The organism is Klebsiella sp. RCJ4, from assembly GCF_009025755.1.
GTDB classification, from domain to species: Bacteria; Pseudomonadota; Gammaproteobacteria; order Enterobacterales; family Enterobacteriaceae; genus Klebsiella; species Klebsiella michiganensis.
The window spans coordinates 179,980-201,833 of sequence record NZ_WCIN01000037.1 but is presented as its reverse complement, the minus strand read 5'-3'; the positions used below and the strand labels follow the sequence as shown (position 1 = coordinate 201,833).

The 21,854-nt window shown below is 53.7% G+C and carries 21 protein-coding genes; 8 read left to right on the top strand and 13 right to left on the bottom strand.

From position 1 onward, the window contains the following. Positions 1-2: 2 nt before the first annotated feature. The 3 genes from F8562_RS14465 to F8562_RS14455 are packed head-to-tail and all read right to left on the bottom strand — an operon-like array spanning position 3 to position 3,898. Positions 3-2,558, bottom strand: coding sequence for a fimbria/pilus outer membrane usher protein (locus tag F8562_RS14465; RefSeq protein WP_042933946.1), 2,556 nt, complete (start codon positions 2,556-2,558; stop codon positions 3-5). 29 nt (positions 2,559-2,587) lie between these two features. Next, positions 2,588-3,280 carry a molecular chaperone gene (locus F8562_RS14460; RefSeq protein WP_014227604.1) on the bottom strand — a complete coding sequence of 231 codons (693 nt, stop codon included), beginning with the start codon at positions 3,278-3,280 and terminating at the stop codon, positions 2,588-2,590. A gap of 57 nt (positions 3,281-3,337) precedes the next feature. Next, complete coding sequence (locus tag F8562_RS14455; RefSeq protein WP_014227605.1) at positions 3,338-3,898, bottom strand: fimbrial protein; 561 nt, start codon at positions 3,896-3,898, stop codon at positions 3,338-3,340. Positions 3,899-4,390: 492 nt separating this feature from the next. Between F8562_RS14455 and F8562_RS14450 the strand changes: the two genes are divergently transcribed. Continuing rightward, positions 4,391-4,957: a winged helix-turn-helix domain-containing protein gene (locus F8562_RS14450; protein WP_014227606.1), complete on the top strand. Its 567-nt coding sequence runs from the start codon at positions 4,391-4,393 to the stop codon at positions 4,955-4,957. Between the two features lie 161 nt (positions 4,958-5,118). On the opposite strand, the gene epmB is transcribed toward F8562_RS14450, so the two are convergent. Next, positions 5,119-6,147: an EF-P beta-lysylation protein EpmB gene (gene epmB / locus F8562_RS14445; RefSeq protein WP_032695144.1), complete on the bottom strand. Its 1,029-nt coding sequence runs from the start codon at positions 6,145-6,147 to the stop codon at positions 5,119-5,121. A 42-nt stretch (positions 6,148-6,189) separates the two neighbouring features. Here epmB and efp point away from each other — a divergent pair, with 42 nt between their 5' ends. The 4 genes from efp (at position 6,190) to sugE (ending at position 7,724) form a co-directional block, all read left to right on the top strand. Continuing rightward, positions 6,190-6,756 carry an elongation factor P gene (efp, locus tag F8562_RS14440; protein ID WP_004097931.1) on the top strand — a complete coding sequence of 189 codons (567 nt, stop codon included), beginning with the start codon at positions 6,190-6,192 and terminating at the stop codon, positions 6,754-6,756. A gap of 69 nt (positions 6,757-6,825) precedes the next feature. After that, positions 6,826-6,957, top strand: coding sequence for an entericidin A/B family lipoprotein (locus F8562_RS14435; RefSeq protein WP_004097932.1), 132 nt, complete (start codon positions 6,826-6,828; stop codon positions 6,955-6,957). A 162-nt stretch (positions 6,958-7,119) separates the two neighbouring features. Next, complete coding sequence (gene ecnB, locus F8562_RS14430) at positions 7,120-7,266, top strand: lipoprotein toxin entericidin B (RefSeq protein ID WP_004097935.1); 147 nt, start codon at positions 7,120-7,122, stop codon at positions 7,264-7,266. Positions 7,267-7,406: 140 nt separating this feature from the next. Continuing rightward, positions 7,407-7,724 carry a quaternary ammonium compound efflux SMR transporter SugE gene (gene sugE / locus F8562_RS14425; RefSeq protein WP_014227609.1) on the top strand — a complete coding sequence of 106 codons (318 nt, stop codon included), beginning with the start codon at positions 7,407-7,409 and terminating at the stop codon, positions 7,722-7,724. Here sugE and F8562_RS14420 read toward each other — a convergent pair. The 5 genes from F8562_RS14420 to frdA form a co-directional block, all read right to left on the bottom strand. Beyond that, complete coding sequence (locus F8562_RS14420; RefSeq protein ID WP_014227610.1) at positions 7,721-8,251, bottom strand: lipocalin family protein; 531 nt, start codon at positions 8,249-8,251, stop codon at positions 7,721-7,723. The genes sugE and F8562_RS14420 overlap by 4 nt on opposite strands. Before the next feature lie 140 nt (positions 8,252-8,391). Then, the gene (gene frdD / locus F8562_RS14415; RefSeq protein WP_004097938.1) at positions 8,392-8,751 is read right to left on the bottom strand and encodes a fumarate reductase subunit FrdD; all 360 of its coding nucleotides are present in this window, start codon (positions 8,749-8,751) and stop codon (positions 8,392-8,394) included. Positions 8,752-8,761: 10 nt separating this feature from the next. After that, complete coding sequence (frdC, locus tag F8562_RS14410; RefSeq protein ID WP_004097939.1) at positions 8,762-9,157, bottom strand: fumarate reductase subunit FrdC; 396 nt, start codon at positions 9,155-9,157, stop codon at positions 8,762-8,764. 10 nt (positions 9,158-9,167) lie between these two features. After that, positions 9,168-9,902 carry a succinate dehydrogenase/fumarate reductase iron-sulfur subunit gene (locus tag F8562_RS14405; RefSeq protein ID WP_004109180.1) on the bottom strand — a complete coding sequence of 245 codons (735 nt, stop codon included), beginning with the start codon at positions 9,900-9,902 and terminating at the stop codon, positions 9,168-9,170. Further along, on the bottom strand, positions 9,895-11,685 hold the full coding sequence (frdA, locus tag F8562_RS14400; protein ID WP_042934248.1) for a fumarate reductase (quinol) flavoprotein subunit: 1,791 nt from the start codon (positions 11,683-11,685) through the stop codon (positions 9,895-9,897). The genes F8562_RS14405 and frdA overlap by 8 nt, the downstream gene beginning before the upstream one ends. A 275-nt stretch (positions 11,686-11,960) precedes the next feature. Here frdA and epmA point away from each other — a divergent pair, with 275 nt between their 5' ends. Both epmA and yjeM read left to right on the top strand, forming a co-directional pair. Continuing rightward, entirely contained in the window at positions 11,961-12,938 is a 978-nt protein-coding gene (epmA, locus tag F8562_RS14395) for an elongation factor P--(R)-beta-lysine ligase (protein WP_014227612.1), read from the top strand. Between the two features lie 151 nt (positions 12,939-13,089). Next, complete coding sequence (gene yjeM / locus F8562_RS14390; RefSeq protein WP_014837179.1) at positions 13,090-14,592, top strand: glutamate/gamma-aminobutyrate family transporter YjeM; 1,503 nt, start codon at positions 13,090-13,092, stop codon at positions 14,590-14,592. A 36-nt stretch (positions 14,593-14,628) separates the two neighbouring features. Here yjeM and mscM read toward each other — a convergent pair whose 3' ends face one another. The 3 genes from mscM to rsgA all read right to left on the bottom strand — a co-directional run bounded on the left by mscM (position 14,629) and on the right by rsgA (position 20,095). Beyond that, positions 14,629-17,955, bottom strand: a complete 3,327-nt coding sequence (gene mscM, locus F8562_RS14385; protein WP_014837180.1) for a miniconductance mechanosensitive channel MscM — start codon at positions 17,953-17,955, stop codon at positions 14,629-14,631. 21 nt (positions 17,956-17,976) lie between these two features. Beyond that, positions 17,977-18,939 (bottom strand): archaetidylserine decarboxylase, encoded by a 963-nt coding sequence (gene asd / locus F8562_RS14380; protein ID WP_014227615.1) that lies wholly within the window; start codon positions 18,937-18,939, stop codon positions 17,977-17,979. Positions 18,940-19,033: 94 nt separating this feature from the next. Beyond that, a complete protein-coding gene (gene rsgA / locus F8562_RS14375) occupies positions 19,034-20,095 on the bottom strand; it encodes a small ribosomal subunit biogenesis GTPase RsgA (protein WP_004097952.1) in 1,062 nt (353 codons plus the stop codon). Positions 20,096-20,189: 94 nt separating this feature from the next. Between rsgA and orn the strand changes: the two genes are divergently transcribed. After that, positions 20,190-20,735: an oligoribonuclease gene (gene orn, locus F8562_RS14370; RefSeq protein ID WP_004097954.1), complete on the top strand. Its 546-nt coding sequence runs from the start codon at positions 20,190-20,192 to the stop codon at positions 20,733-20,735. Between the two features lie 40 nt (positions 20,736-20,775). On the opposite strand, the gene F8562_RS14365 is transcribed toward orn, so the two are convergent. After that, positions 20,776-21,507: an arginine ABC transporter substrate-binding protein gene (locus tag F8562_RS14365; protein ID WP_014227616.1), complete on the bottom strand. Its 732-nt coding sequence runs from the start codon at positions 21,505-21,507 to the stop codon at positions 20,776-20,778. Positions 21,508-21,854 lie beyond the last annotated feature (347 nt).

Sequence of the window (21,854 nt, the reverse complement as noted above, 5' to 3'; positions counted from 1 at the left end):
TATTACTTTCCCTGTTGGTGGCAAACCGCAGTCGTCTGCGCGATGCCTTCGATTTCCGTAGCCAGACTATAAGCCGCTTTACACTGCTGACCGGCCTTTGACCCCCACTGGGCATAGACTTCACCGTTATCTTTCAGACCGGACATATAGACCATACCGCCATCAGATACGATGCTGGCCTGGGCATTTTTATCGGTAGTTGATGTTACCGTTGCGCCATACGGCACGTTTTCTCCTGACGCTCTCTTAAGGATAAGAAATGCGCGACGGCCAATATTGCCCGCGAAGTTAGCCCGTACAACGGCCGCACGGGTGGGCACCACTTTTTGCGTCGTATTTGGCAACTCCATATTATTACCCAGAGTCGTGCTATCTAAGGTTACGTTGGTCCGATGGTATGGCGTAACGTACGGAATAATCGCGTAGCCGCGGGAGTCCGTTTCGATAGTCGCGTCGTTTTCCAGGCGTACATTTTTCAGCCCGGGCGCTTTAACCAATACGGCGGTCTCAGACATTTCCTGACCTAAGGTAATACCGTCGGCATGAACTAATACGCCACCGCTCAGACCATAGTTAATTAACTGGCTATTTTTGGCATAACTGTAGCCGGCGTTAACTGAACCCGCGGAACCACGATAGTTGCCGTAGATGCCGCCGCTGGCATCTTCCCTATTGCTGTAGCCCTGCTGGACGTTCCAGTCGAGGTTATGATTTTCTAGCGCAACCCCGCTCAGGGAAACATACTGATCGGTGGAGCCCGGACTGCTGTTGGTGGCGTTGTAGGTCGCATAAGCATTGGGCAACCACTCGCTTAAAGGAATAGAGATATTAAATGAAACGACATGGTCATCCTCTACATAACGGCCGGAGCCATTATTTCCCCAGCTGTAGCGGCTATAGCTATAGCCCGCATAATAGTTGAAGCGACGGAACCCGCCATTATAACCAATATTTAGCGAGTTATTGTGGCGCTTGCTGTCCCAGTAGTCCTCAAATATACCGGATACAGAAAGGCTACCTAACCCCGCCCCCAGGCTTTGGCTCACGGTAATATTGGTTCTGTTACGCAGAGAGCGCGAAGTATAGCCGCCGTATCTGTTGCTATAGGTGTTCATCACATCGCTTAGCGTATTGTACCCGGAGGTCGAATAGCGATAGCCAGCTACGGTAATATTGGTGCCGGTCTCAAGAATATTTTTACCATAGCGGATACGCCAGGATTGGCCGGACGTTTTATCTTCATCTTTCTTGCTGGACCAGGCTGTCGTGACGTCTGCGGAAACCGCGCCAATATCGCCAAGGTTTTGCCCGGCTCCGAAAGCGAGCGCCTGATAGTTGGATGCCGCCTGCAAACCGGTATAGAAAGTGGTGTTGCTTAAGACACCGTAGCTGATCGTAGCCTGCGTAAACGGCTTTTCATCTATATTTCCGTCATATGGGCGATATTTACCGCTCGTAATTTCATACTCCATCTGGCCTTCTCTGAGCATTAATGGCAGAGAGGCGTAAGGCACGACGAAGTTCTGTCGGGAACCATCTGACTCCTCGACGGTGACGTAAAGATCGCCGTTACCGCCGGTCGAGTAGAGATCGGTGATTTCGAAAGCGCCTGGGGCGACAAAGGCCTGGTAGATTTGATAGCCATTCTGTTTAATGACGATGCGAGCGTTGGTCCTGGCAATACCCCGAACAATTGGTGCGAAACCGCGCAGGCTTTCAGGAATCATATCCGTATCGGTTGCCAGTTGAATACCCGTGAAGGGGACGCTGTCAAAAATGCTGGAGAGAGAGGTGCTTTCACCCATGACTAAGGTGCTTTTTAACGGAACAATGCTTCGCTGCACATAGAGATAGACGGAATCCCAATCACTCTTCGTACCGGCTGATTTATTCCAGGTACTAAGGTTGCGCAGGCGCCACGGCCCAACGTTCAGGCCGGATTGTAAATTAAGATTGTAATATTCATTGTCAGCTTCGTAGTCTTTACCTGAACTAAACTGATAGTTGGTCAGCAAGGCGTTAATACCGTCATCAAACTCATCGGGAGAAACAAAACCCTGAGCGATTGTCGACAGGGCTGCCTGCGGTATGGAGATCAGCAACTGTTGAGTATTAAAGTTAAAATCGGTAGTCAAATCCGGGATGACGCTCGTATCAGCACAGCCGTTTGCATCCTCTCTTAATGTTGGAAATGCTTCTGAACGTAAACCATAGGTTGTTAATTTAGCAATGCTTAAACAAGGGGCCAATTTTTGCGCACCTGTCACCGGATCTTTTTTGTCAACAAAGCGGATATCAGCTGTTTCTTGCAGACTATTATTTAAAATAACGTCAATCCGATACACCCCTGGCGCCTGCGCATCCCTGGTTGAGTAGAGGGATAAATCCGGTATTGAGGATGGATCGCCCTGATTTACTGACTTAATAAAAGCGGGATCAAAAAAATCACGTGCGAGGGTATTAGTGCTTAAACCGAGAGCGAGCGCCGGAACGAGAACGAAAAATGTGTGGTAGGTTGCAGATAGTGCCCCTCCCATTTTTTTTATTGAAATAGACATACTTTTCACCCTGGCCAATGAAGAAGAATTTATATCGATGAGGTATTGGCTGGCCCTGAACCCCCGTTATCCGTAGCAACCTTCCACTCGATCTCTGAACCATTTATATCTGCAGGCAAAGTAAACTCTTTGCTGGCAAAAGCATCAATATTATTAACTGAACTGGTAATATCCCTGCCGTTTATTATTATTGATTTAAAATAAATGAAGAACGGCGTCGGATTTTTTAGCGTTATTTTATTACCGGATTTACGCCACTGCAGTTTTTTAGCTTCAGTAGTAATATTCAGATCCTGAATAGCTCGAGGGCGATAGATGAGACGCATTCTGTGGCGAACGGCGAGCTGCAGCTTGTTTTTGTCGGCTTCACTTTCGCTGGTCGGTGGGATAGACATAACGTTAAAGAAGTAAACGGTTTCACGATCCTGCGGCGCTTTGGATATATACGCATTAGGGAAAATACGCACCGTATTCGTTTGCTTTCCCTCCAGACGGAAAAGCGGAGGCGTCACCATAAAAAAGCTATCTTTTATCCCTTCAGATGCTTCAACCCAGGATTTAATGAGATAGGGCGTATCATCTTTGTTTTCAATGTTTGCGCTGATTTCTCGCGCGCCTTCTTTATAAAGATGGCGGGTTGAATCAACCACGACTCCGGCCTGAGCCACAAAGCAGATGGTAAAAAAAGAAAGTGTAGTCAGCCTCAATAATGACTTCAGCATAATTCATTCCCTGAATAAAATAATGGGGTTTACCTGAGGTAAACCCCGGTATGCTTATTAGTAGCTAATAGTAAAGGTTGCTACACCCTTAACTGCACCATCGGTAACGCCGTTTGCGGTTTTAATATATGCCGCTTTATAACGCAGATAAGAAGGAGTCCCTGCAGTATAAGCAATAACCTTAGGCGTAGTACCGGTGAAGCTTACGCGGGTTCCATCAGTGTTAACCACGGTAACAGCAGCGTTAGTCGCCGGACTGGCAGCGGTGTTGGTCAGTACGTCATCCAGGCCGCTGATGTAGTCGCCTGTTACGGTTACGTTGATATTACCGGAATATTTAGTCGCGCCTTTCTGGCAGTCTTCGATTTTATACTCAATGTCTTTTGCTGTAGACATATACGGCGTGTTGACTGCCATTGCCTCCAGCACGGATGCTTTGACATCGTCCAGAGTTAAAGAACCGCCTGAAATCATCGCGGACGGCGTTACGTTACAGGATTCGCCGGTGTCAGTAACGTTACCCAGAATAGTCAGAGAAGAGCTGTTCCCTGCCGCGAAAGCCTGAACGCTCAAAGCTGCAGAAGCAGCGACCATTACAGCTACAATTGTTTTTTTCATTTATTTAATCCATTTATATATACTAAAGTCCTGAATAGTGCCAGAGCGTGGATATTAATTAGTATGATATATAATAACTAACATTCCGCTATGTATTCCTGAACACTATCGTTATTTTCCTCCTGCCGACGCTATTATACAAATCTGATATACATAGCGCATATTGTGCCGGAGCGGTACCAAATCTAAGTGCAGGATAGATAAAATGCATGTGAATTCTGTTTGAATTTAAAGGTTAGTTGTTGAAGCTTGCAAATTCACAAGCAGATTTCGTAGATAATAATGAGCGTAGCTGGAACGTATAGTTGTAAATCAGCCTTCCCTTTGGTTCAAATATCATGATAATATTATCCCCGCTCTGGGAGGAGCGGGGATTTATCCTTGGAATTATCTAATCTGGCAGGCTAAAAGGGATGTTCTGTGTTTGCTAAAGGTGAAATTGAATTTAATTCATCTTTGTTTCATATGGAATGGTGAGAGAGGATTGGGATTATGATATTCAATGAATATATCATTAATAATGAAGTTATTTTTAATGTAAATATGAATGAGCTGCAGCCTGTAGGAGACAATGGGGATAGTGTGACCCTCAACGCACCAACGGCACGCTGCCTGCAGCTTTTACTCGAAAGCAACGGGAAGATTATATCCAGAGAAGAATTTCTGGATATAGTATGGAAAAATAGAGGAATTGTCGTTTCTCAGAATACGTTTTATCAAAACATTTCCTTGCTAAGAAAGTCGTTAGTGAAAGCAGGATTGTCGCAAGATATTATTGTTACAGTAAGGCAGCGGGGATTTGTTCTCGCCGCAGGATCAAATATCGCGTCATTCTTCCGTACGGACGAAAAAGAGCCAGAAAACCCTGAAAATGTGCAGATCACCGCGAGCACATCTTCGCCTCCGGTTGAGAACAATGTGATTCACCATTTAGCCATTCAGGACGATGCGCAAAAAAGTTTCAGTGACAATAACGCAACCGAGTTCAAATTACCTAAGTGGATTTTACCCCTGCTATTGGTGATGACCGCAGCAAACATTCTTTCTCTTTTCTTGTAACTTTAATGAGTGGGTTTACAGCTTGCTTTTATATTTGCTTTTACTTTCTTCCGGAAAGGATAACGACTGGTTTTACGAAAATGATTAAGCCGCAGTATTTATATCCCAGTGAGTAATAGTAAATAAGCAGTCTGCCTGGCTTCGCCCGGCAGACGGATTGACTATTGCTGCTTTAACCCCAGGTCGAGGGGCGTCTTGCTGGGTTCCCCGCCGATTTCCCGCGCTAGTTTGGGTACTAAATAGCCGGACACCAGCGTCAACAATTCGCGCACGATCGCTCTGGCTTCTTCGTCACTGACCATAAAATGCGCCGCACCCTGCACTTTGTCTAACACGTGCAGATAATAAGGCATGACGCCGGCGTCGAATAGCGCGTTGCTCAGGTCGGCAAGCGTGTTGGCGTTATCATTTACGCCGCGCAGCAGCACGCTTTGATTCAATAAGGTCACGCCAGCCATACGCAGTTTTTTCATAGAGGCACGAAACGCCGCATCAATCTCGTTGGCGTGGTTAACGTGGTTCACCAGCAGTACCTGTAACGATGATGCAGCAATACGGGCAACCAGCGTATCAGTAATACGCGCAGGAATCACAATGGGCAGCCGGCTGTGAATACGCAGGCGCTTGATGTGCGGAATAGATTCCAGCTGCGTCAATAGCCAGTCGAGTTCATGATCCTTGGCCATAAGCGGATCGCCACCGGAAAAAATGATCTCATCCAGCTGGGGATGTGCCGAAATATACTCCAGGGCCTGCTGCCAGTTACGCTTATTGCCCTGGTTTTCAGCATAGGGGAAGTGACGACGGAAGCAATAACGACAATTTACCGCGCAGCCGCCTTTCACCAGCAGTAGCGCACGGTTGCTGTATTTATGCAGCAGACCGGGCACAACGCTATGCTGCTCTTCCAGCGGATCGGTAGAGAATCCCGGGGCATTAATAAACTCTTCCTGGGAGGTAAGTACCTGACGAAGAAGAGGATCGTTGGGATTACCTGGCTCCATACGGGCAATAAACGCCCGCGGAACACGCAGTGCGAACAGGCGTTTAGCATCACGCCCTGCCAATAGATTCGCATCAGCGTCTACATTTAAAAGATGCAGCAGTTCATCAGGACTGGTCACAACATCGGCAAGTTGCGTTAACCAATCTTCTCTGGATGGGGTATTTAGGGTTACAATATGCGCCATTTTGTGGCTTAGCTACCAATTAACAAAATTTCAGAGGGCCTTATGGCGACTTACTATAGCAACGATTTTCGTGCCGGTCTTAAAATCATGATGGACGGCGAACCTTATGCCGTTGAAGCCAGTGAATTCGTTAAACCCGGCAAAGGCCAGGCTTTCGCGCGCGTTAAGCTGCGCCGCCTGTTGACCGGTACTCGCGTTGAGAAAACCTTCAAGTCTACCGATTCTGCTGAAGGTGCGGACGTTGTCGATATGAACCTGACTTACCTGTATAACGACGGTGAGTTCTGGCACTTTATGAACAACTCTACTTTCGAACAGCTGGCCGCTGACGCTAAAGCCGTTGGCGATAACGCTAAATGGCTGCTGGATCAGGCTGAATGCATCGTGACCCTGTGGAACGGTCAGCCAATTTCCGTCACCCCGCCAAACTTTGTTGAGCTGGAAATCGTTGAAACCGATCCAGGCCTGAAAGGCGATACCGCGGGTACCGGCGGCAAGCCTGCAACGCTGTCCACTGGCGCAGTGGTTAAAGTTCCTCTGTTCGTACAGATTGGCGAAGTCATCAAAGTCGATACTCGCTCTGGCGAATACGTCTCCCGCGTGAAGTAATTCAGGCGGCGAAAGAGTTGGCGCAGCGCGATGCTGCGCCGCTACAGGTTGAAACCGCAGGCAAGGAAAATGAATCCCACACTGAAACTTTTGCTACTGTTATTGCTGAGCGGTTCGCTGCTGACTGGATGCAATACGGCTCGCGGCATGGGCGAGGATATCCAGAGCCTGGGTCATGCTATTTCTCACGCGGTCAGCTAATCTTATTTCATCAGGCAATTCTTATTCATATACTAACGCTCTATCTGATTCCCTTTCTTCACTTCTTTTTCTCTTAAAAATCGTCTCGCTTCCCTCATCCTGGACCAGTTTGTCTATGCTTATAGAGCACGATAACTAAAACTGGTTAATAAGGATGACATTATGGTAAAAAAAGCGATTGCAGCGTTCTTTACGGTTTTGGCACTTTCCTCTGTACTGACCGCATGTAACACCACGCGCGGTGTAGGTCAGGATATTTCAGAAGGCGGCAGCGCGATTTCGGGCGCCGCGACCAAAGCTCAGCAATAGACCATGGCGGTACGGCCGTTGGTCGTACCGTTCTTCCTCACCGTTGCCACGTCGTGTATAATTCCTGTGGAATATCATCTACCTTACGGGACGGCCTGTAAGCGTTTCACATCTGGGGACGGCCCCATCAAAGGAGCCATATGTCCTGGTTTATTCTGTTTATCGCGGGTCTGCTGGAAGTCGTCTGGGCTGTCGGCCTGAAATATACCCATGGGTTTAGCCGCCTGGTGCCAAGCGTGATAACGATTGCCGCCATGGTCATCAGCATGGCGCTGTTGTCGTGGGCGATGAAAACGCTACCCGTGGGGACGGCTTACGCCGTTTGGACCGGAATTGGCGCGGTCGGCGCAGCCGTGACGGGGATTATCCTGCTAGGCGAATCCGCCAGCCCGATGCGCATTGCCAGCCTGGCGTGTATTGTGATTGGTATCATTGGCCTGAAAATGAGCGCGCATTAATACTGCTGATTGACCCACAGCAGTTTACTAACGTCGAATCCCTGCCGGGTAGCGATATCCAGCATCTGCTGCTTCACTTCTGGCGGGATTTTCGGCGCGCGCGCCAGTAGCCAGAGATAATCCCGATCAGGTCCGCAAACCAGCGCGTAGCGATAATCCTTGTCCAGCGCAATCACGTTATAGCCGCCATAGAAGGGGCCGAAAAATGACACTTTCAGCGCGGCTCGCGTGGGCTCCCCGGTAAAGTAAGCTACGCCGTCGGTTTTCTGCCACATCCCCCGGTCGGGGTTGTATCCCTTATTGACCACGTCCAGCCCACCATCGTCGCGCAGGCTATAGGTTGCGGTAACTTTTTCTAAACCGCTCTCAAAAGGGTGATCGAAGCGGGCAATCTCATACCAGGTGCCAAGATAGCGTTGAGGGTTGAACGGACTGACCACGGTTACGCCAGGAGGTGGCGTCGGCGCGCTGCAGGCTACAAGCAGAAATGAAGCGGCAACAACCGCAATAACGGGTAGCAGACGCATAATGTTTTCCTTGCCAGTTTTAAGCTAAGTGTAGATTCAGGCAGGAAAAATGCGGCAGAATTTTCTTGAGAAGCGAGCCCGGTAACATAATGCTACCGGGCTTATCGCCGAGGAGGTAAAAGCGGCCTCCGGCGAGCGCTTTAGATGAACAATATGCCGACCAGAGTGACGACGGTCAGAATCGCCGCAAGGCCGTAGAAGACCCACTTACCGTTGGGTACGTGAATTTTCAAATCATGCATCGCATGGTGAATACGGTGAAGTCCACACCATAGCGGCAGCACAATCATCAGGAAAATGAATGCGCGGCCAATAAAGCTATGGGCGAAAGCCAGCACGCGTTCGTAGCTGAAGGCGTCCGCGGGCGCCAGTCCGAGCGGCAGCATAATACCCACCAGCAGCACGATGACGGGGGCGACAATCGCTCCCCACATGCCGCCAGCGCCAAACAGCCCCCAGAATACCGGTTCATCAGAACGTTTTGGTTTGGGATTAATCATTCCAGCCTCCTTACCAGAACAGCGCGACAAACAGGATCACCACGGTGACGACCGCAGTGACGACCCAAAGCCCCTTAATAACCGGCTCTGGCCCCATTTTCTCGCCTTTAAGGATAATATTGGCAGCTTTCGGTGCCAGCTCAAACCAGGTTTTGGTATGCAGCAGCGCGGCTGCAAGCGTGATCAGGTTCAGGATCACGACAATCGGATTTTGCAGAAAACCGATATACCCGGCCCAGCTCTCCGCGCCGTGCTTCAGTGCGAACAATCCGTAAATCAGCACGATGCTGAACCAGACCGTGGGTACCGCTGTTCCCTCACGCAGCATATAGAAGCGATAAAACGGCAGCTTTTTCCACCAGGTGGACGGCATCGGCCGCACGTAGGGTTTGCGTTTAGTCGTCATACTGCACTCCTTAGCGTGGTTTCAGGGTGGCGATAAGAAAGTCTTTCGAGCTTTCTACCTTGCCCTGCTGGATCGCGGCCGCCGGGTCGACGTGTTTCGGGCAGACTTCGGAGCAGTAGCCCACGAAAGTACATGTCCAGACGCCATTCTGGCCGTTAAGCTGCGCCATACGTTCCTTTTTACCGTGGTCGCGGCTGTCTTCGTTGTAGCGATGGGCGAGGGTGATCGCCGCCGGGCCGATAAACTCCGGATTAAGACCAAACTGCGGGCAGGCCGCGTAGCACAGGCCGCAGTTGATGCAGCCGGAGAACTGATGGTATTTCGCCATCTGCGCCGGCGTTTGCTTGTTTGGTCCCTGATCGGGCGTGCGCGGGTTGCCAATAATGTACGGCTTAATCGCTTCCAGGCTTTCAATAAAGTGGGTCATATCGACCACCAGATCGCGCTCAATCGGGAAGTTAGCCAGCGCCTCGACTTTAATGCCTTTGGTGTATTCGCGCAGGAAGGTTTTACAGGCCAGCTTTGGCACCTTGTTCACCATCATGCCGCAGGAACCGCAAATCGCCATACGGCAGGACCAGCGGTAGCTGAGGTCCGGCGCGAGATTGTCTTTGATATAGCCCAGCGCATCAAGCAGCGAGGTTTGCTCATCATAGGGAACTTCATAGAAAGCGCTGTGCGGTGCGATGTCCACTTCCGGGTTGTAGCGCACCACTTCGACTTTCATGTTTTTCATCTCAGCCATTCGTCGTCTCCTTCTTCTCGGCTGCTTCCGCTTCCGCACCGTACACGCGTTTTGCCGGCGGCAGAGTGGTGATTTTCACATCACTGTACTCCAGCCTGGTGTGACCATCGGCATCGCGGAAGGCGAGGGTATGCTTGAGGAAGTTGACGTCGTCGCGCTCGGTGCAGCCTTCATCCAGGCGCTGATGCGCGCCGCGGGACTCTTTACGCGCGAGGGCGGAATGCGCCATACATTCGGCGACGTTCAGGCCATGGCCCAGCTCGATGGTGTACAGCAGGTCGGTATTGAACACGCTGGACGTGTCGGTGATCCGCACGCGCTTGAAGCGCTCCTGCAGCTCGGCGAGCTTATCGACCGTTTTCTGCATGAGCTCCGGCGTACGGTAGATGCCGCAGCCTTCTTCCATCGACAGACCCATGTCGTCGCGAATCTTCGCCCAGTTCTCGTTACCTTCCTGATTAACCAGATCTTTCAGGCGCTTCTCGATATCGACGACCTGCGCGTCCAGCGCGGCGCTATTGGCTTCGCCCGCTTCGGTTGCGCGCTGCATGGCCTGCTCACCGGCCAGACGACCAAAGACCACCAGCTCCGCCAGGGAGTTGGAGCCAAGGCGGTTGGCGCCGTGCAGACCCACAGAAGAACATTCGCCAACGGCAAACAGCCCTTTGATACGGGTTTCACACTGCTGGTCGGTTTCAATCCCGCCCATGGTGTAGTGTGCGGTTGGACGCACCGGAATCGGCTCTTTTACCGGATCGACGCCAACGTAGGCCTTCGCGAGTTCACAGATAAACGGCAGACGTTCAAGCAGCTTTTTCTCACCCAAATGGCGCAGATCGAGATAGACCACATCGCCTCGCGGCGTAGGGATCGTGTTGCCCTTGCGCCATTCGTGCCAGAAAGCCTGGGAGACTTTATCGCGCGGACCCAGCTCCATATATTTATTTTTCGGTTCGCCCAGCGGGGTTTCCGGACCCATGCCGTAATCCTGCAGGTAGCGGTAGCCGTTCTTGTTGACCAGAATACCGCCTTCGCCGCGGCAGCCTTCCGTCATCAGAATACCGGAGCCCGGCAGGCCGGTGGGGTGGTACTGCACGAACTCCATATCGCGCAGCGGTACGCCGTGGCTGAGCGCCATACCCATCCCGTCGCCGGTGACGATACCGCCGTTGGTATTGTAGCGATACACGCGTCCAGCGCCGCCGGTAGCCAGAACTACCGCGTTGGCGCGGATCTGCACCAGCGTACCTTCCATCATATTCATCGCGACCAGACCGCGAGCCTGCCCATCATCGACCAGAATATCCAGAACAAAATGTTCGTCGAAGCGTTGGATTTGCGGGAATTGAAGCGAGGTCTGGAACAGGGTGTGCAGCATATGAAAGCCGGTTTTATCGGCAGCGAACCAGGTTCGTTCGATCTTCATGCCGCCGAATCGCCGGACGTTGACGCTGCCGTCCGGGCGGCGGCTCCACGGGCATCCCCACTGTTCGAGCTGGGTCATTTCCGTCGGGCAGTGATGAACGAAGTAGTCAACGACGTCCTGCTCACATAGCCAGTCGCCGCCGGCAACGGTGTCGTGAAAATGGTACTCGAAGCTATCATGATCCTGCGCGACGGCAGCGGAACCCCCTTCAGCAGCAACGGTATGGCTGCGCATAGGATAGACTTTTGAAATTAGAGCGATTTTTGCATTTGGATTAGCTTGCGCGGCGGCTATTGCGGCGCGAAGACCTGCTCCGCCTGCGCCTATTACGGCAAGATCGGCTTGAAAAGTTTGCACGACATTCCTCCAGTTTTTGTTTATTTCGCCGCCGGGCTGGCGAAAACGTATCACTGCTCCTTTATAGGTAAGGAGTATAGCCGTAGGGTTATGAGGGAAAATTGACGTGTTCGATTTTTTTATCGTTCTGTGCGGTCGTTTATCTCATTGCTTTATGTTTTTGGGTTATCAATAAATTAAGTGTATGTAACGCGTTTACGTATTCGCACAAAATTTGTTTCATCCGCCAGTTACGAGTAGACTTCGTGCCCTTGTTTCAAATCGGAGAACGTACCATGAGCGAAACGGCAACCTGGCAGCCGAGCGCATCCATTCCAAATCTATTAAAACGTGCAGCGGTGATGGCGGAAATTCGCCGTTTCTTTACCGACCGCGGCGTGCTGGAGGTGGAGACGCCCTGCATGAGTCAGGCGACGGTGACGGATATTCATATGGTCCCGTTTGAGACGCGTTTCGTCGGTCCTGGTCATTCTCAGGGACTGAATCTGTACCTGATGACCAGCCCGGAGTATCACATGAAGCGCCTGCTGGCGGCCGGCTGCGGCCCGGTCTTTCAGCTGTGCCGTAGCTTCCGCAATGAAGAGATGGGGCGCCACCATAACCCGGAATTCACCATGCTGGAGTGGTATCGTCCGTGCTATGACATGTACCGGCTGATCAATGAAGTGGACGATCTGCTCCAGCAGGTCCTCGACTGCCAGCCAGCCGAAAGCCTCTCCTATCAGCAAGCCTTCCAGCGTCATCTGGAAATCGATCCGCTGTCGGCGGATAAAACGCAGCTGCGCGAAGCGGCGGCGAAGCTGGATCTGAGCAATATTGCCGATACGGAAGAGGACCGGGATACGCTGCTTCAGCTACTTTTTACCATGGGCGTCGAGCCGCACATCGGTAAAGATCGTCCGACGTTTATTTATCACTTCCCGGCAAGTCAGGCATCGCTGGCGCAAATCAGCACCGAAGATCACCGCGTGGCGGAGCGTTTCGAGGTCTATTACAAAGGCATTGAGCTGGCGAACGGTTTTCATGAGCTGACCGACGCGCGCGAACAGCGGCAGCGTTTTGAGCAGGATAACCGCAAGCGTGCGGCTCGCGGCCTTCCGCAGCAGCCAATCGATCATAATCTGCTGGCCGCTCTCGAAGCCGGGCTGCCGGATTGTTCCGGCGTGGCGCTGGGCGTTGACCGTGTCGTGATGCTGGCCCTGGGGGCAGAAAGCATCGGTGAGGTTCTCTCTTTCACCGTCGACCGCGCCTGATCCTCTCTTAGCTTCTCTTTCGATGATGGAAGGGAAGCCCGCCTTTTAGCCCTAATACCCACAATAACCATTTGGTTTTTTGCTACTATCCGCGCTCATTTTTTTGGGCTATCCGGCATCCTCTGCCGCGATACCGCGTTTGGATAGATTTATGCACCAGCAAATAAAGAAGATGAGCCTGATTGGGCTGATATTAATGATCTTCACCTCGGTATTTGGTTTTGCAAACAGCCCCTCTGCGTTCTACCTGATGGGCTACAGCGCGATGCCGTTTTATCTCTTCTCCGCTCTGTTTTTCTTTATCCCGTTTGCGCTAATGATGGCGGAGATGGGGGCGGCCTATCGTAAGGAGGAGGGCGGGATCTATTCATGGATGAATCATAGCGTCGGCCCGCGCTTTGCGTTTATGGGGGCCTTTATGTGGTTTTCATCCTATGTGGTCTGGATGGTCAGCACGGCGGCTAAAATTTGGGTGCCGTTTTCCACATTCTTATTCGGCGCGGATAAAACGCAATCCTGGGCGCTGGCCGGACTGACTTCCACGCAAACGGTCGGTATTCTTGCCGCGTGCTGGATGCTGCTGGTGACCTTTGTCGCGGTAAAAGGCATGCACAAAATCGCCAAAATTACCGCCGTCGGCGGGATCGCGGTCATGGGCCTTAACCTGGTCCTGCTGCTGGTGAGCCTGGTGATTTTACTGCTCAACGGCGGCCATTTTGCCCAACCATTGGATTTCACGGCCTCGCCTAATCCAGGCTATCAGTCCGGTCTGGCGATGCTATCGTTCGTGGTTTTTGCCATCTTTGCCTACGGCGGAATCGAAGCGGTTGGCGGTCTGGTGGATAAAACCGAGCAGCCGGAAAAGAATTTTGCCAAAGGTATTGTTATCGCGGCGGTCGTCATTTCTGTTGGCTATTCGCTGGCGATTGTTCTGTGGGGCGTGAGTGCCAACTGGCAGCAGGTATTGAGCAACCCTTCCACGAACCTCGGTAATATCACCTACGTGCTGATGACCCGCCTTGGCGCCACCCTGGCTAATGCGATGCATCTGCCGCCCGCCGTCGCCGCCCTGAGCGGATTATGGTTTGCCAGAATCACCGGACTCGCCATGTTCCTCGCTTATACCGGCGCTTTCTTTACCCTGAGCTACTCGCCGTTAAAGGCGATTATTCAGGGCACGCCAAAAGCGCTCTGGCCTTCAGCAATGACGCGAATTAACGCTAACGGTATGCCGGCGAACGCCATGTGGTGGCAGTGCCTGCTGGTGAGCGTGTTTATTCTGCTGGTTTCCTTTGGGGGCGATACCGCGTCGGCGTTTTATAACAAACTGACGCTGATGGCGAATGTCTCTATGACGCTGCCGTATCTGTTTTTAACGCTGGCATTTCCTTTTTTTAAGGCGAAGCAGGATCTCGATCGCCCCTTTGTGATTTTTAAACACCGCGGCTCGACGCTGCTGGCGACCGCCGTTGTGGTACTGGTGGTGGCATTTGCCAATATCTTTACCGTGATTGAGCCGGTGATGGAAGCAGGTGACTGGAGCAGCGCGATGTGGATGGTCGGCGGACCGGCTTTCTTTTCGCTGCTGGCGCTGGGGATCTATGAGAATTACCGCCGGCGTACGGCGGTGCAGCTGATGGTTCAGGAGAGCTAAAACGCTGGCCTTGCCTGCGTTCAGGCAAGGCCGTTCTTACAGGCTGCCGGGCGCGCGGCTGGTTTTCCCTGCCGAGGTCAGCGCCCTGCTGCTTTTTCTGCCATCGATGCTCTCCAGGCGCATCTGGAACGGCGGGAACGGCATATCGATACCGTGCTCGCGGAATCCGGCCAGAATCAGCTGGTGCATCTCGTGGCGCAGCGGCATCCGGTGCCCCATTTCGGCGGCGTAGATACGCAGCTCGAAAATCTGGATCCCCTGCTGCAGATCAACAAGAAACGCTTCCGGCGCCGGGGTATCGATAACCAATGAACAGCGGTGCGCGGCATTTAACAGGATCTGCGCCACCTCTTCGGTATCGGCATCTACCGGAGCAGGCACCGTTAGCACCACGCGGGTCACGGAATCCGACAGCGACCAGTTGATGAACTGTTCGGTGATGAACGCCTTGTTCGGTACGATAATCTCTTTACGGTCCCAGTCGCTGATGGTGGTGGCGCGGGTATTAATACGCGTCACGCTGCCGGTGAGATCGCGAATGGTGACCGTATCGCCAATGCGGATCGGTTTCTCAAACAGGATAATCAGGCCCGAGATAAAGTTGGCGAAGATCTCCTGCAGGCCAAAACCGAGACCCACACCGAGCGCGGCAATAAGCCACTGCAGCTTGGACCACTCAATCCCAATCATCGAGAAGCCGACCAGACCGCCGATCAGCATCAGCAGATACTTAGTGATGGTGGTGATGGCGTAGCCGGTGCCCGGCGTCAGTTCCAGATGCTGGAGGATAGCCAGCTCCAGCAGCGCGGGCAGGTTGCGCACCAGCTGGGTAGTAATAATCAGCACCAGGATGGCTATCAGCACCGCGCCGAGGGTAATCGGCTCCAGGCTCTCAACGCCCTGTACCGTGGAGGTGACGTCCCACAGCGAGATATTCTCCAGGAAGCCAAACGCGGAGTGGATTTCTGACCACAGCACGATAACCGACACCAGCGCGATCAGCATCAGCAGGGAGCGCACCAGACGCAACGACTGGGTACTGATGGCATCAAGATCGACCTCGCTGACCTCAGCTTCCATCGAACCTTCCGGGCTGCTGGTATGCTGGACTTCCTCTTCGCCGCGGGCGCGCTGGGCGAGGATCTCCGCCCGACGGTGCTTCGCGCGATCGAACGCCAGGCGGCGCCGCTGGATCAGCATCCAGCGGCGTATGATGTGATAAACCACCAGCAGCAGGAACCAGATAGCGACCGAGGTTTCAAGCCTGGCGAGCAGCGCCTGCGACGTGGCGAGATAGCCGATCGCCGCCGCCAGCATCGCTATCAGCGGCGCGCCGAGCAGCATATTCCACAGCAGCCGGTTCAGCATATTGTCGCCGCTGCCTTCTTTGTCGAGATACAGCGGAATGCCGGCGCGTTTCAGGCTCAGGGTTACCATCGCCAGCGCGCCGCAAATCAGCATAAAGCAGAGGCGGCCCAGCGAGGCGGAGAACTCGCGATCGTTGAGGTTATCGAAAGTAATCAGCGCCATAATCAGCGGCACGATCAGCCCGATGCTCATCAGGTAGTAGCGCATCGCTTTGCTGACGCGGCTGCGCGGCCAGCCAAAGTGGGCGATAAACAGGCCGTTAGGGCGGGCGAACGTGGCGCAAATCATCACGACCCACAGCAGCGGTACCGTGGCGGTGACGCTATCGCCAATCGCCACGGCCAGCGGGAAAGGCCAGGCGGCCTGCAGCCCGTAGCCCAGCGTCATCCACAGCACCGGCAGCGGCGAGGCCACCAGTATGGACCAGAACACCGTGCGCAGGGTGAGCCAGAAGTGATCCTGCGTAACCTTACCGACGCGCGCGCTGGAGCGCTCAAGGAAGCTGGTGAAATGGCGGCGTGAGCTAATACTGAACCCCACCAGAATGAGCGCGACGAAGAGCGGCAGCAGGGTCTCTTTGCTGGTCAGCATCATCATGCTGGCCTTACCGAGCTGGCTCATGGTATCGAGCGAGATCAGGCGGCGGAGATCCTGAACGATCTCCAGCGGCCATGAGAAGCCGATTGGGCTGACGTCCGAGGTCCAGAACAGATAGCGATGGGTCGCTTCGTTGATCTCTTTAAGCGCATCCTCTAGCTGACCGTTAGCGACCTTCAGCTTGGTCAGTTCGAGCATAAGCGTATCGCCACCGCGCAGCAGGGAGTTGAGCAACTCGGTCTGCGTGCGCATCTGGGCCTGCAGAATACGGTTCTGTTCCGCGGTGAGCGGTTCACCGCTGGCCTGACGAATTTGTCTTAGCTGCGGCTGTTTGCCGAGCTGATCTTCATAGCGTAAACGCTGCACGCGCAGCTGCGCCATTTCGGTATCCAGCTGCTGCGGCCGCGGGATTTCCGGCAGCCGCGCCACCTGCGCGCGCAGGGCTTCGCCAAGCAGGTTGGAAGAGCCCAGCCACTGGGACTGCTCGCGCAGGGTGTTTAACGCCTGACGCACCTGGAGGGTCTGATTTGTCGCCTGGCGCTGCTGCGAGGCGATCAAATCCATCCGCTGCGCCTGCTGGTTAAGCGCCTGCGACAGCTCGCGGTTAACTTTAAACTGCGCCACGATATCCGGCGGCAGGTTTTCGCTGTTTTCCGCCAGCAGTTCGGTGCTTTCCAGCGCTTTTTCCGCCTCACGCTGCCGTTGGTTATTGAGCTGATTTCGCAGCGCCTGTAGCCAGGCGTCGAGCTGCTCGCTCTCTTTCTGCGCCAGCTCGGATCGCAACCGTGAGAGCTCCTGGCGGTTATTGGCGGAAAGCTGCGCCAGATCCAGCTCATCGACCAGCGCTTTCAGCCGCGCGGACTCCGCCTGCAGACCAAGATTTTGCGCCTGTGCCAGCGGGGTATTGCTGCTTTGCGCGCCGACCCGGCGTTCAACCTCATTCAGCTGGCGGCGGGCATCGCTCTGCTGCTGCGGCAGCTGGTTGAGTGAGTCGGCGATGTCGCGGGCGCGATCCTGCTCCTGCTGGGCTTTACGACTGGCTTCCAGCAGCTGGCTGCTGACCTGGAGAATCTCCTGGTTCAGGGCATCGGAGGAGAGGGTAGTGGAGACCTGGCGCGGCTCATCGCTGAGATTGTTGAGCTGCGCGCGCAGGTTTTGCGACAGTTTGGGGAAGTTATCGATAACGTCCTGGTACTGACGGGCGCGCTCAAGGGAAGCATTTCGCTCCTCAAGGGCGTTCAGGGCAGATTGCAGGACTTCAACGGTTTCAGGCTGGGCGGGCTTTGCCGCCTTCGCCTGTTCCAGCTCCTGGGCTATCTGTTTAGCATCCGGGGCTGTCGCTGCGTACGCCCCAAAACTGAGGCACCAGGCCAACAGGAAAGTGTATATCAGGCGCACGGCGTAACCTTTTTTCAGGAATTAACCTTCGTCTTGTTTATCGTCAACCAGCGGGCTGGCTGCGTGTTCAGCGCGGACTTCTTCTTCCGCCAGCGGCGCGGGCTCTACCGGCGCCGCAGCTTCAGGCGCGATCGCCAGCGGCTGGCCTATTTTGGTCACCGACAGGCTTTGTAACTGCTCAACCAGCTTCACCTGGCCCGGAGCAAACAGGTTAATCACCGTGGAGCCCAGCTTAAAGCGGCCCATCTCCTGGCCTTTCAGCAGGGCGACGGAGCCTTCGCTATCGCCAGCAGGCCAGGTCCAGCGCTTAATGATGCCTTCGCGCGGCGGCGTGACGGTACCGGACCACACGGTTTCGATGCTGCCGACGATGGTGGCGCCGACGAGGATTTGCACCATAGGGCCAAACTCAGTATCGAACAGGCAGATGACGCGCTCGTTGCGGGCAAAAAGATTCGGAACGTTTTGCGCGGTCAGATGGTTTACGGAAAACAGATCCCCCGGCACGTAGATCATTTCGCGCAGAATACCGTTGCACGGCATATGCACGCGGTGGTAATCGCGCGGCGAAAGATAGGTGGTAACGAAGCTGCCGTTACGGAACAGGTCAGCCATCTGGTAGTTACCGGCCAGCAGCGCTTCCAGGCTGTAGTTATGGCCTTTAGCCTGCAAAATTTTGTCGTCTTCAATGGCGCCCAGTTGGCTGATGACGCCGTCGGCGGGCATTACCAGCACGCTCGGGTCGGTGTTTAGCGGACGGACGTCGTCGCGCAGCGGGCGAACGAAGAAGTCGTTAAAGGTACGGTAGCTGGCGGTGTCAGGCTTTTGCGCCTCTTTCATATCGACCTTGTAATATTTCACGAACAGATCGATGACTAGTTTTGTCAGCCAGCCTGCTCGTTTGCGTGCACCCCAGCCTGCGAGGCGGGTGAGCCACAGTTTAGGCAGAATGTATTGCAGTGAAAGTTTAAGATCGTTTAACAAGGTAGCCTCCAGGCCATTATTTGTCGTTCCTGGCCCCGCGGAGCAGCGGAGCCTGAAAAAAGGGGGACGATTCTAACGATGCTCAGCTTAAATGTCAGTCATCGGTTGATGAAAAGCTTTTACGCGTTTTTACCTGTACCTGCGCCATGCTTTCCAGAATGCGATGGTAGTTTTCAAACCGGCTTTCGGCGATTTCGCCTTTCTCCACCGCTTCGCGAATGGCGCAGCCCGGGTCATTGTCGTGTTTGCAGTCGCGGTATTTGCAGCGGCCTAAATAATCATGGAATTCGACAAAGCCGTGGGTGATTTGTTCCGCGTCGAGATGCCACAGGCCGAACTCGCGTACGCCCGGCGAGTCAATCACATCGCCGCCGTGCGGGAAGTGGTACAGGCGCGCGGCCGTGGTGGTGTGCTGCCCCAGTCCGGAGACATCCGAAACGTCATTGGTGAGGATTTGGTCATCATGCAGGCCCAGCAGCGCGTTCAGCAGGCTGGATTTGCCTACCCCTGACTGCCCGGCAAAGATACTGATACGATCGGTGAGCGCCTCTTCAAGCGGCTTCAGGCCATCCTGCGTGCGGCTGGAGACCATCAGTACGCGGTAACCAATATGGCGATAAATGTCCATTTGCTCGTTGACGAAGTCCATGCTCGCCTGATCCAGCAGGTCGATCTTATTGAGCACGATCAGCGGCTCAACGTTCAGCGTTTCGCAGGCCACGAGGTAGCGGTCGATAATATTCGGAGAAAGCTCAGGCAAGATCGCGGAAACAATGACAATCTGATTGATATTGGCGGCGATGGGTTTGACGCCGTCGTAGAAATCCGGACGCGTCAGTACGGAGGTCCGTTCATGGACGGCCTCGACGATGCCCTTGACGTTGACGCCGTCAGCTTCGCTTTTGCCAGGCCGCCAGACCACGCGATCGCCGGTGACCAGCGAACGGATAGTGCGGCGTATGTTGCAACGGTGGACGCTACCGTCGGCGGATTCGACATCGGCATGCATGCCAAAGCGGCTAATGACGGTCCCTTCGGATTTCTCACCGAACAGGTTGTCATCAAAATCGGCCTTCTCCGAAGTCGTTTTCAGGCGGCGCTGGTGGTTGGCCTTCACGCGGCGCTGTTGGCCTTTGGAGAGTTTATTTTTACTCAATCGAACTGGCTCCTGGTCGCCCTGTACGGGCAAAACCTCTATGATACACGCTATTTTAGATGAATATAGTGACGTAAGAAGGGTGGAAAATAACATGAGTGCAGATGAAAACAACCTGATTTGGATCGATCTTGAAATGACGGGGCTGGATCCGGAGCGCGATCGCATCATCGAAATCGCCACCCTGGTGACCGACGCGAATCTGAACATTCTGGCGGAAGGGCCGACCATTGCGGTGCACCAGTCAGACGCGCAGCTGGCGTTGATGGACGAGTGGAACGTGCGTACCCATACCGGCAGCGGGCTGGTGGAGCGGGTGAAGGCGAGTACCCAGGGCGATCGTGAAGCCGAACTGGCGACTATCGAATTCCTCAAAAAGTGGGTACCGGCAGGTAAGTCGCCGATCTGCGGCAATAGCATCGGCCAGGATCGCCGCTTCTTGTTTAAATATATGCCTGAGCTGGAAGCGTATTTCCACTACCGCTATCTGGACGTCAGCACGCTCAAAGAGCTGGCTCGTCGCTGGAAGCCGGAAATTCTCGACGGTTTTAAGAAACAAGGAACCCATCAGGCGATGGACGATATTCGCGAATCGGTCGCGGAACTGGCCTACTATCGCGAACACTTTATTAAGCTTTAACGCCCGTGCCGGGGCCAACACGCCCCGGTCATACCCCCGACTATTTAAACCACTTCTGTTCCATGGCCTGGAACTCCGGCGAGGCTTTTACGACATCCAGAGCGGCATTGATGTTATTCAGCAGCTCAGGATCGTCTTTACGTACCGCAATGGCGTACTGCTTACCGTAGTAGCCGGGATCCGTGGCGCGTTCGTCCATCATGGCGTAGTCGGGGTTATCCTGGAGCCATTTCGTTAACGTCTCCTGATCGCCCATCACGCCGCTAATCACGCCTTCTTTCAGCGCGCTCAGGGCGCTTTCGTCGCTGTCGTAAGGCACCGCATGCACGGCTTTTTGTTTCTCCCGCAGATAGTGCTGATGAAGGGTGCCTTTCACGACGCCGATTTTTTTATCCTTCAGATCGGCAAAGGTGTGGGCGGCGTCTTTCGCGGTGACAACTACGCCGGACAGCGCCTGACGATAGGGATGGCTGAACGCAACCTGCTTTTCTCGCATCGGAATCACTTCGATACCGGCAATCAAGGCGTCGAATTTCTTAAAGCGCAGCGCCGGGATGAGGGTATCGAACCCCTGGGGTGTGAATTTGCATTCGACCTGCATCTGCCTGCACAGCGCGTTGGCCAGGTCGATATCAAAACCCGTGGGCTGATTTTTACCATTGACGGTTTCATACGGCGGATTGGCCGTCGTTGTCCCAAAATGTAGCGTTGTTGCCGATGCTGTTCCTGTGGCAAGCGTGGCCAGCAGCAGGACGGTAAGCGCTTTTTTCATTTTATTTCCCTGGTTGTCATCGTTGTTGACCGTCAGCGGGCGATATCCGCCTATAAACTTGAGCGATTTTGCGCCTTTAGCGGGCCGGGAAAAAGTGATTTTGCCGCATTTGCTGGTTATTTAGACAATTCAGGCCGGTGTGTGGTGATAAAGTGGTCACTTAAACCAAAAACGAAAAAAATTGCGCTCAGGGGGGTTGCAGGTAAATCGAATTCTCGTATAATGCGCCTCCCGTGACGAAGCAGAAATACAAATCACGACGCCATAGAAATATGGCCAGAAGTATGCGGGAATAGCTCAGTTGGTAGAGCACGACCTTGCCAAGGTCGGGGTCGCGAGTTCGAGTC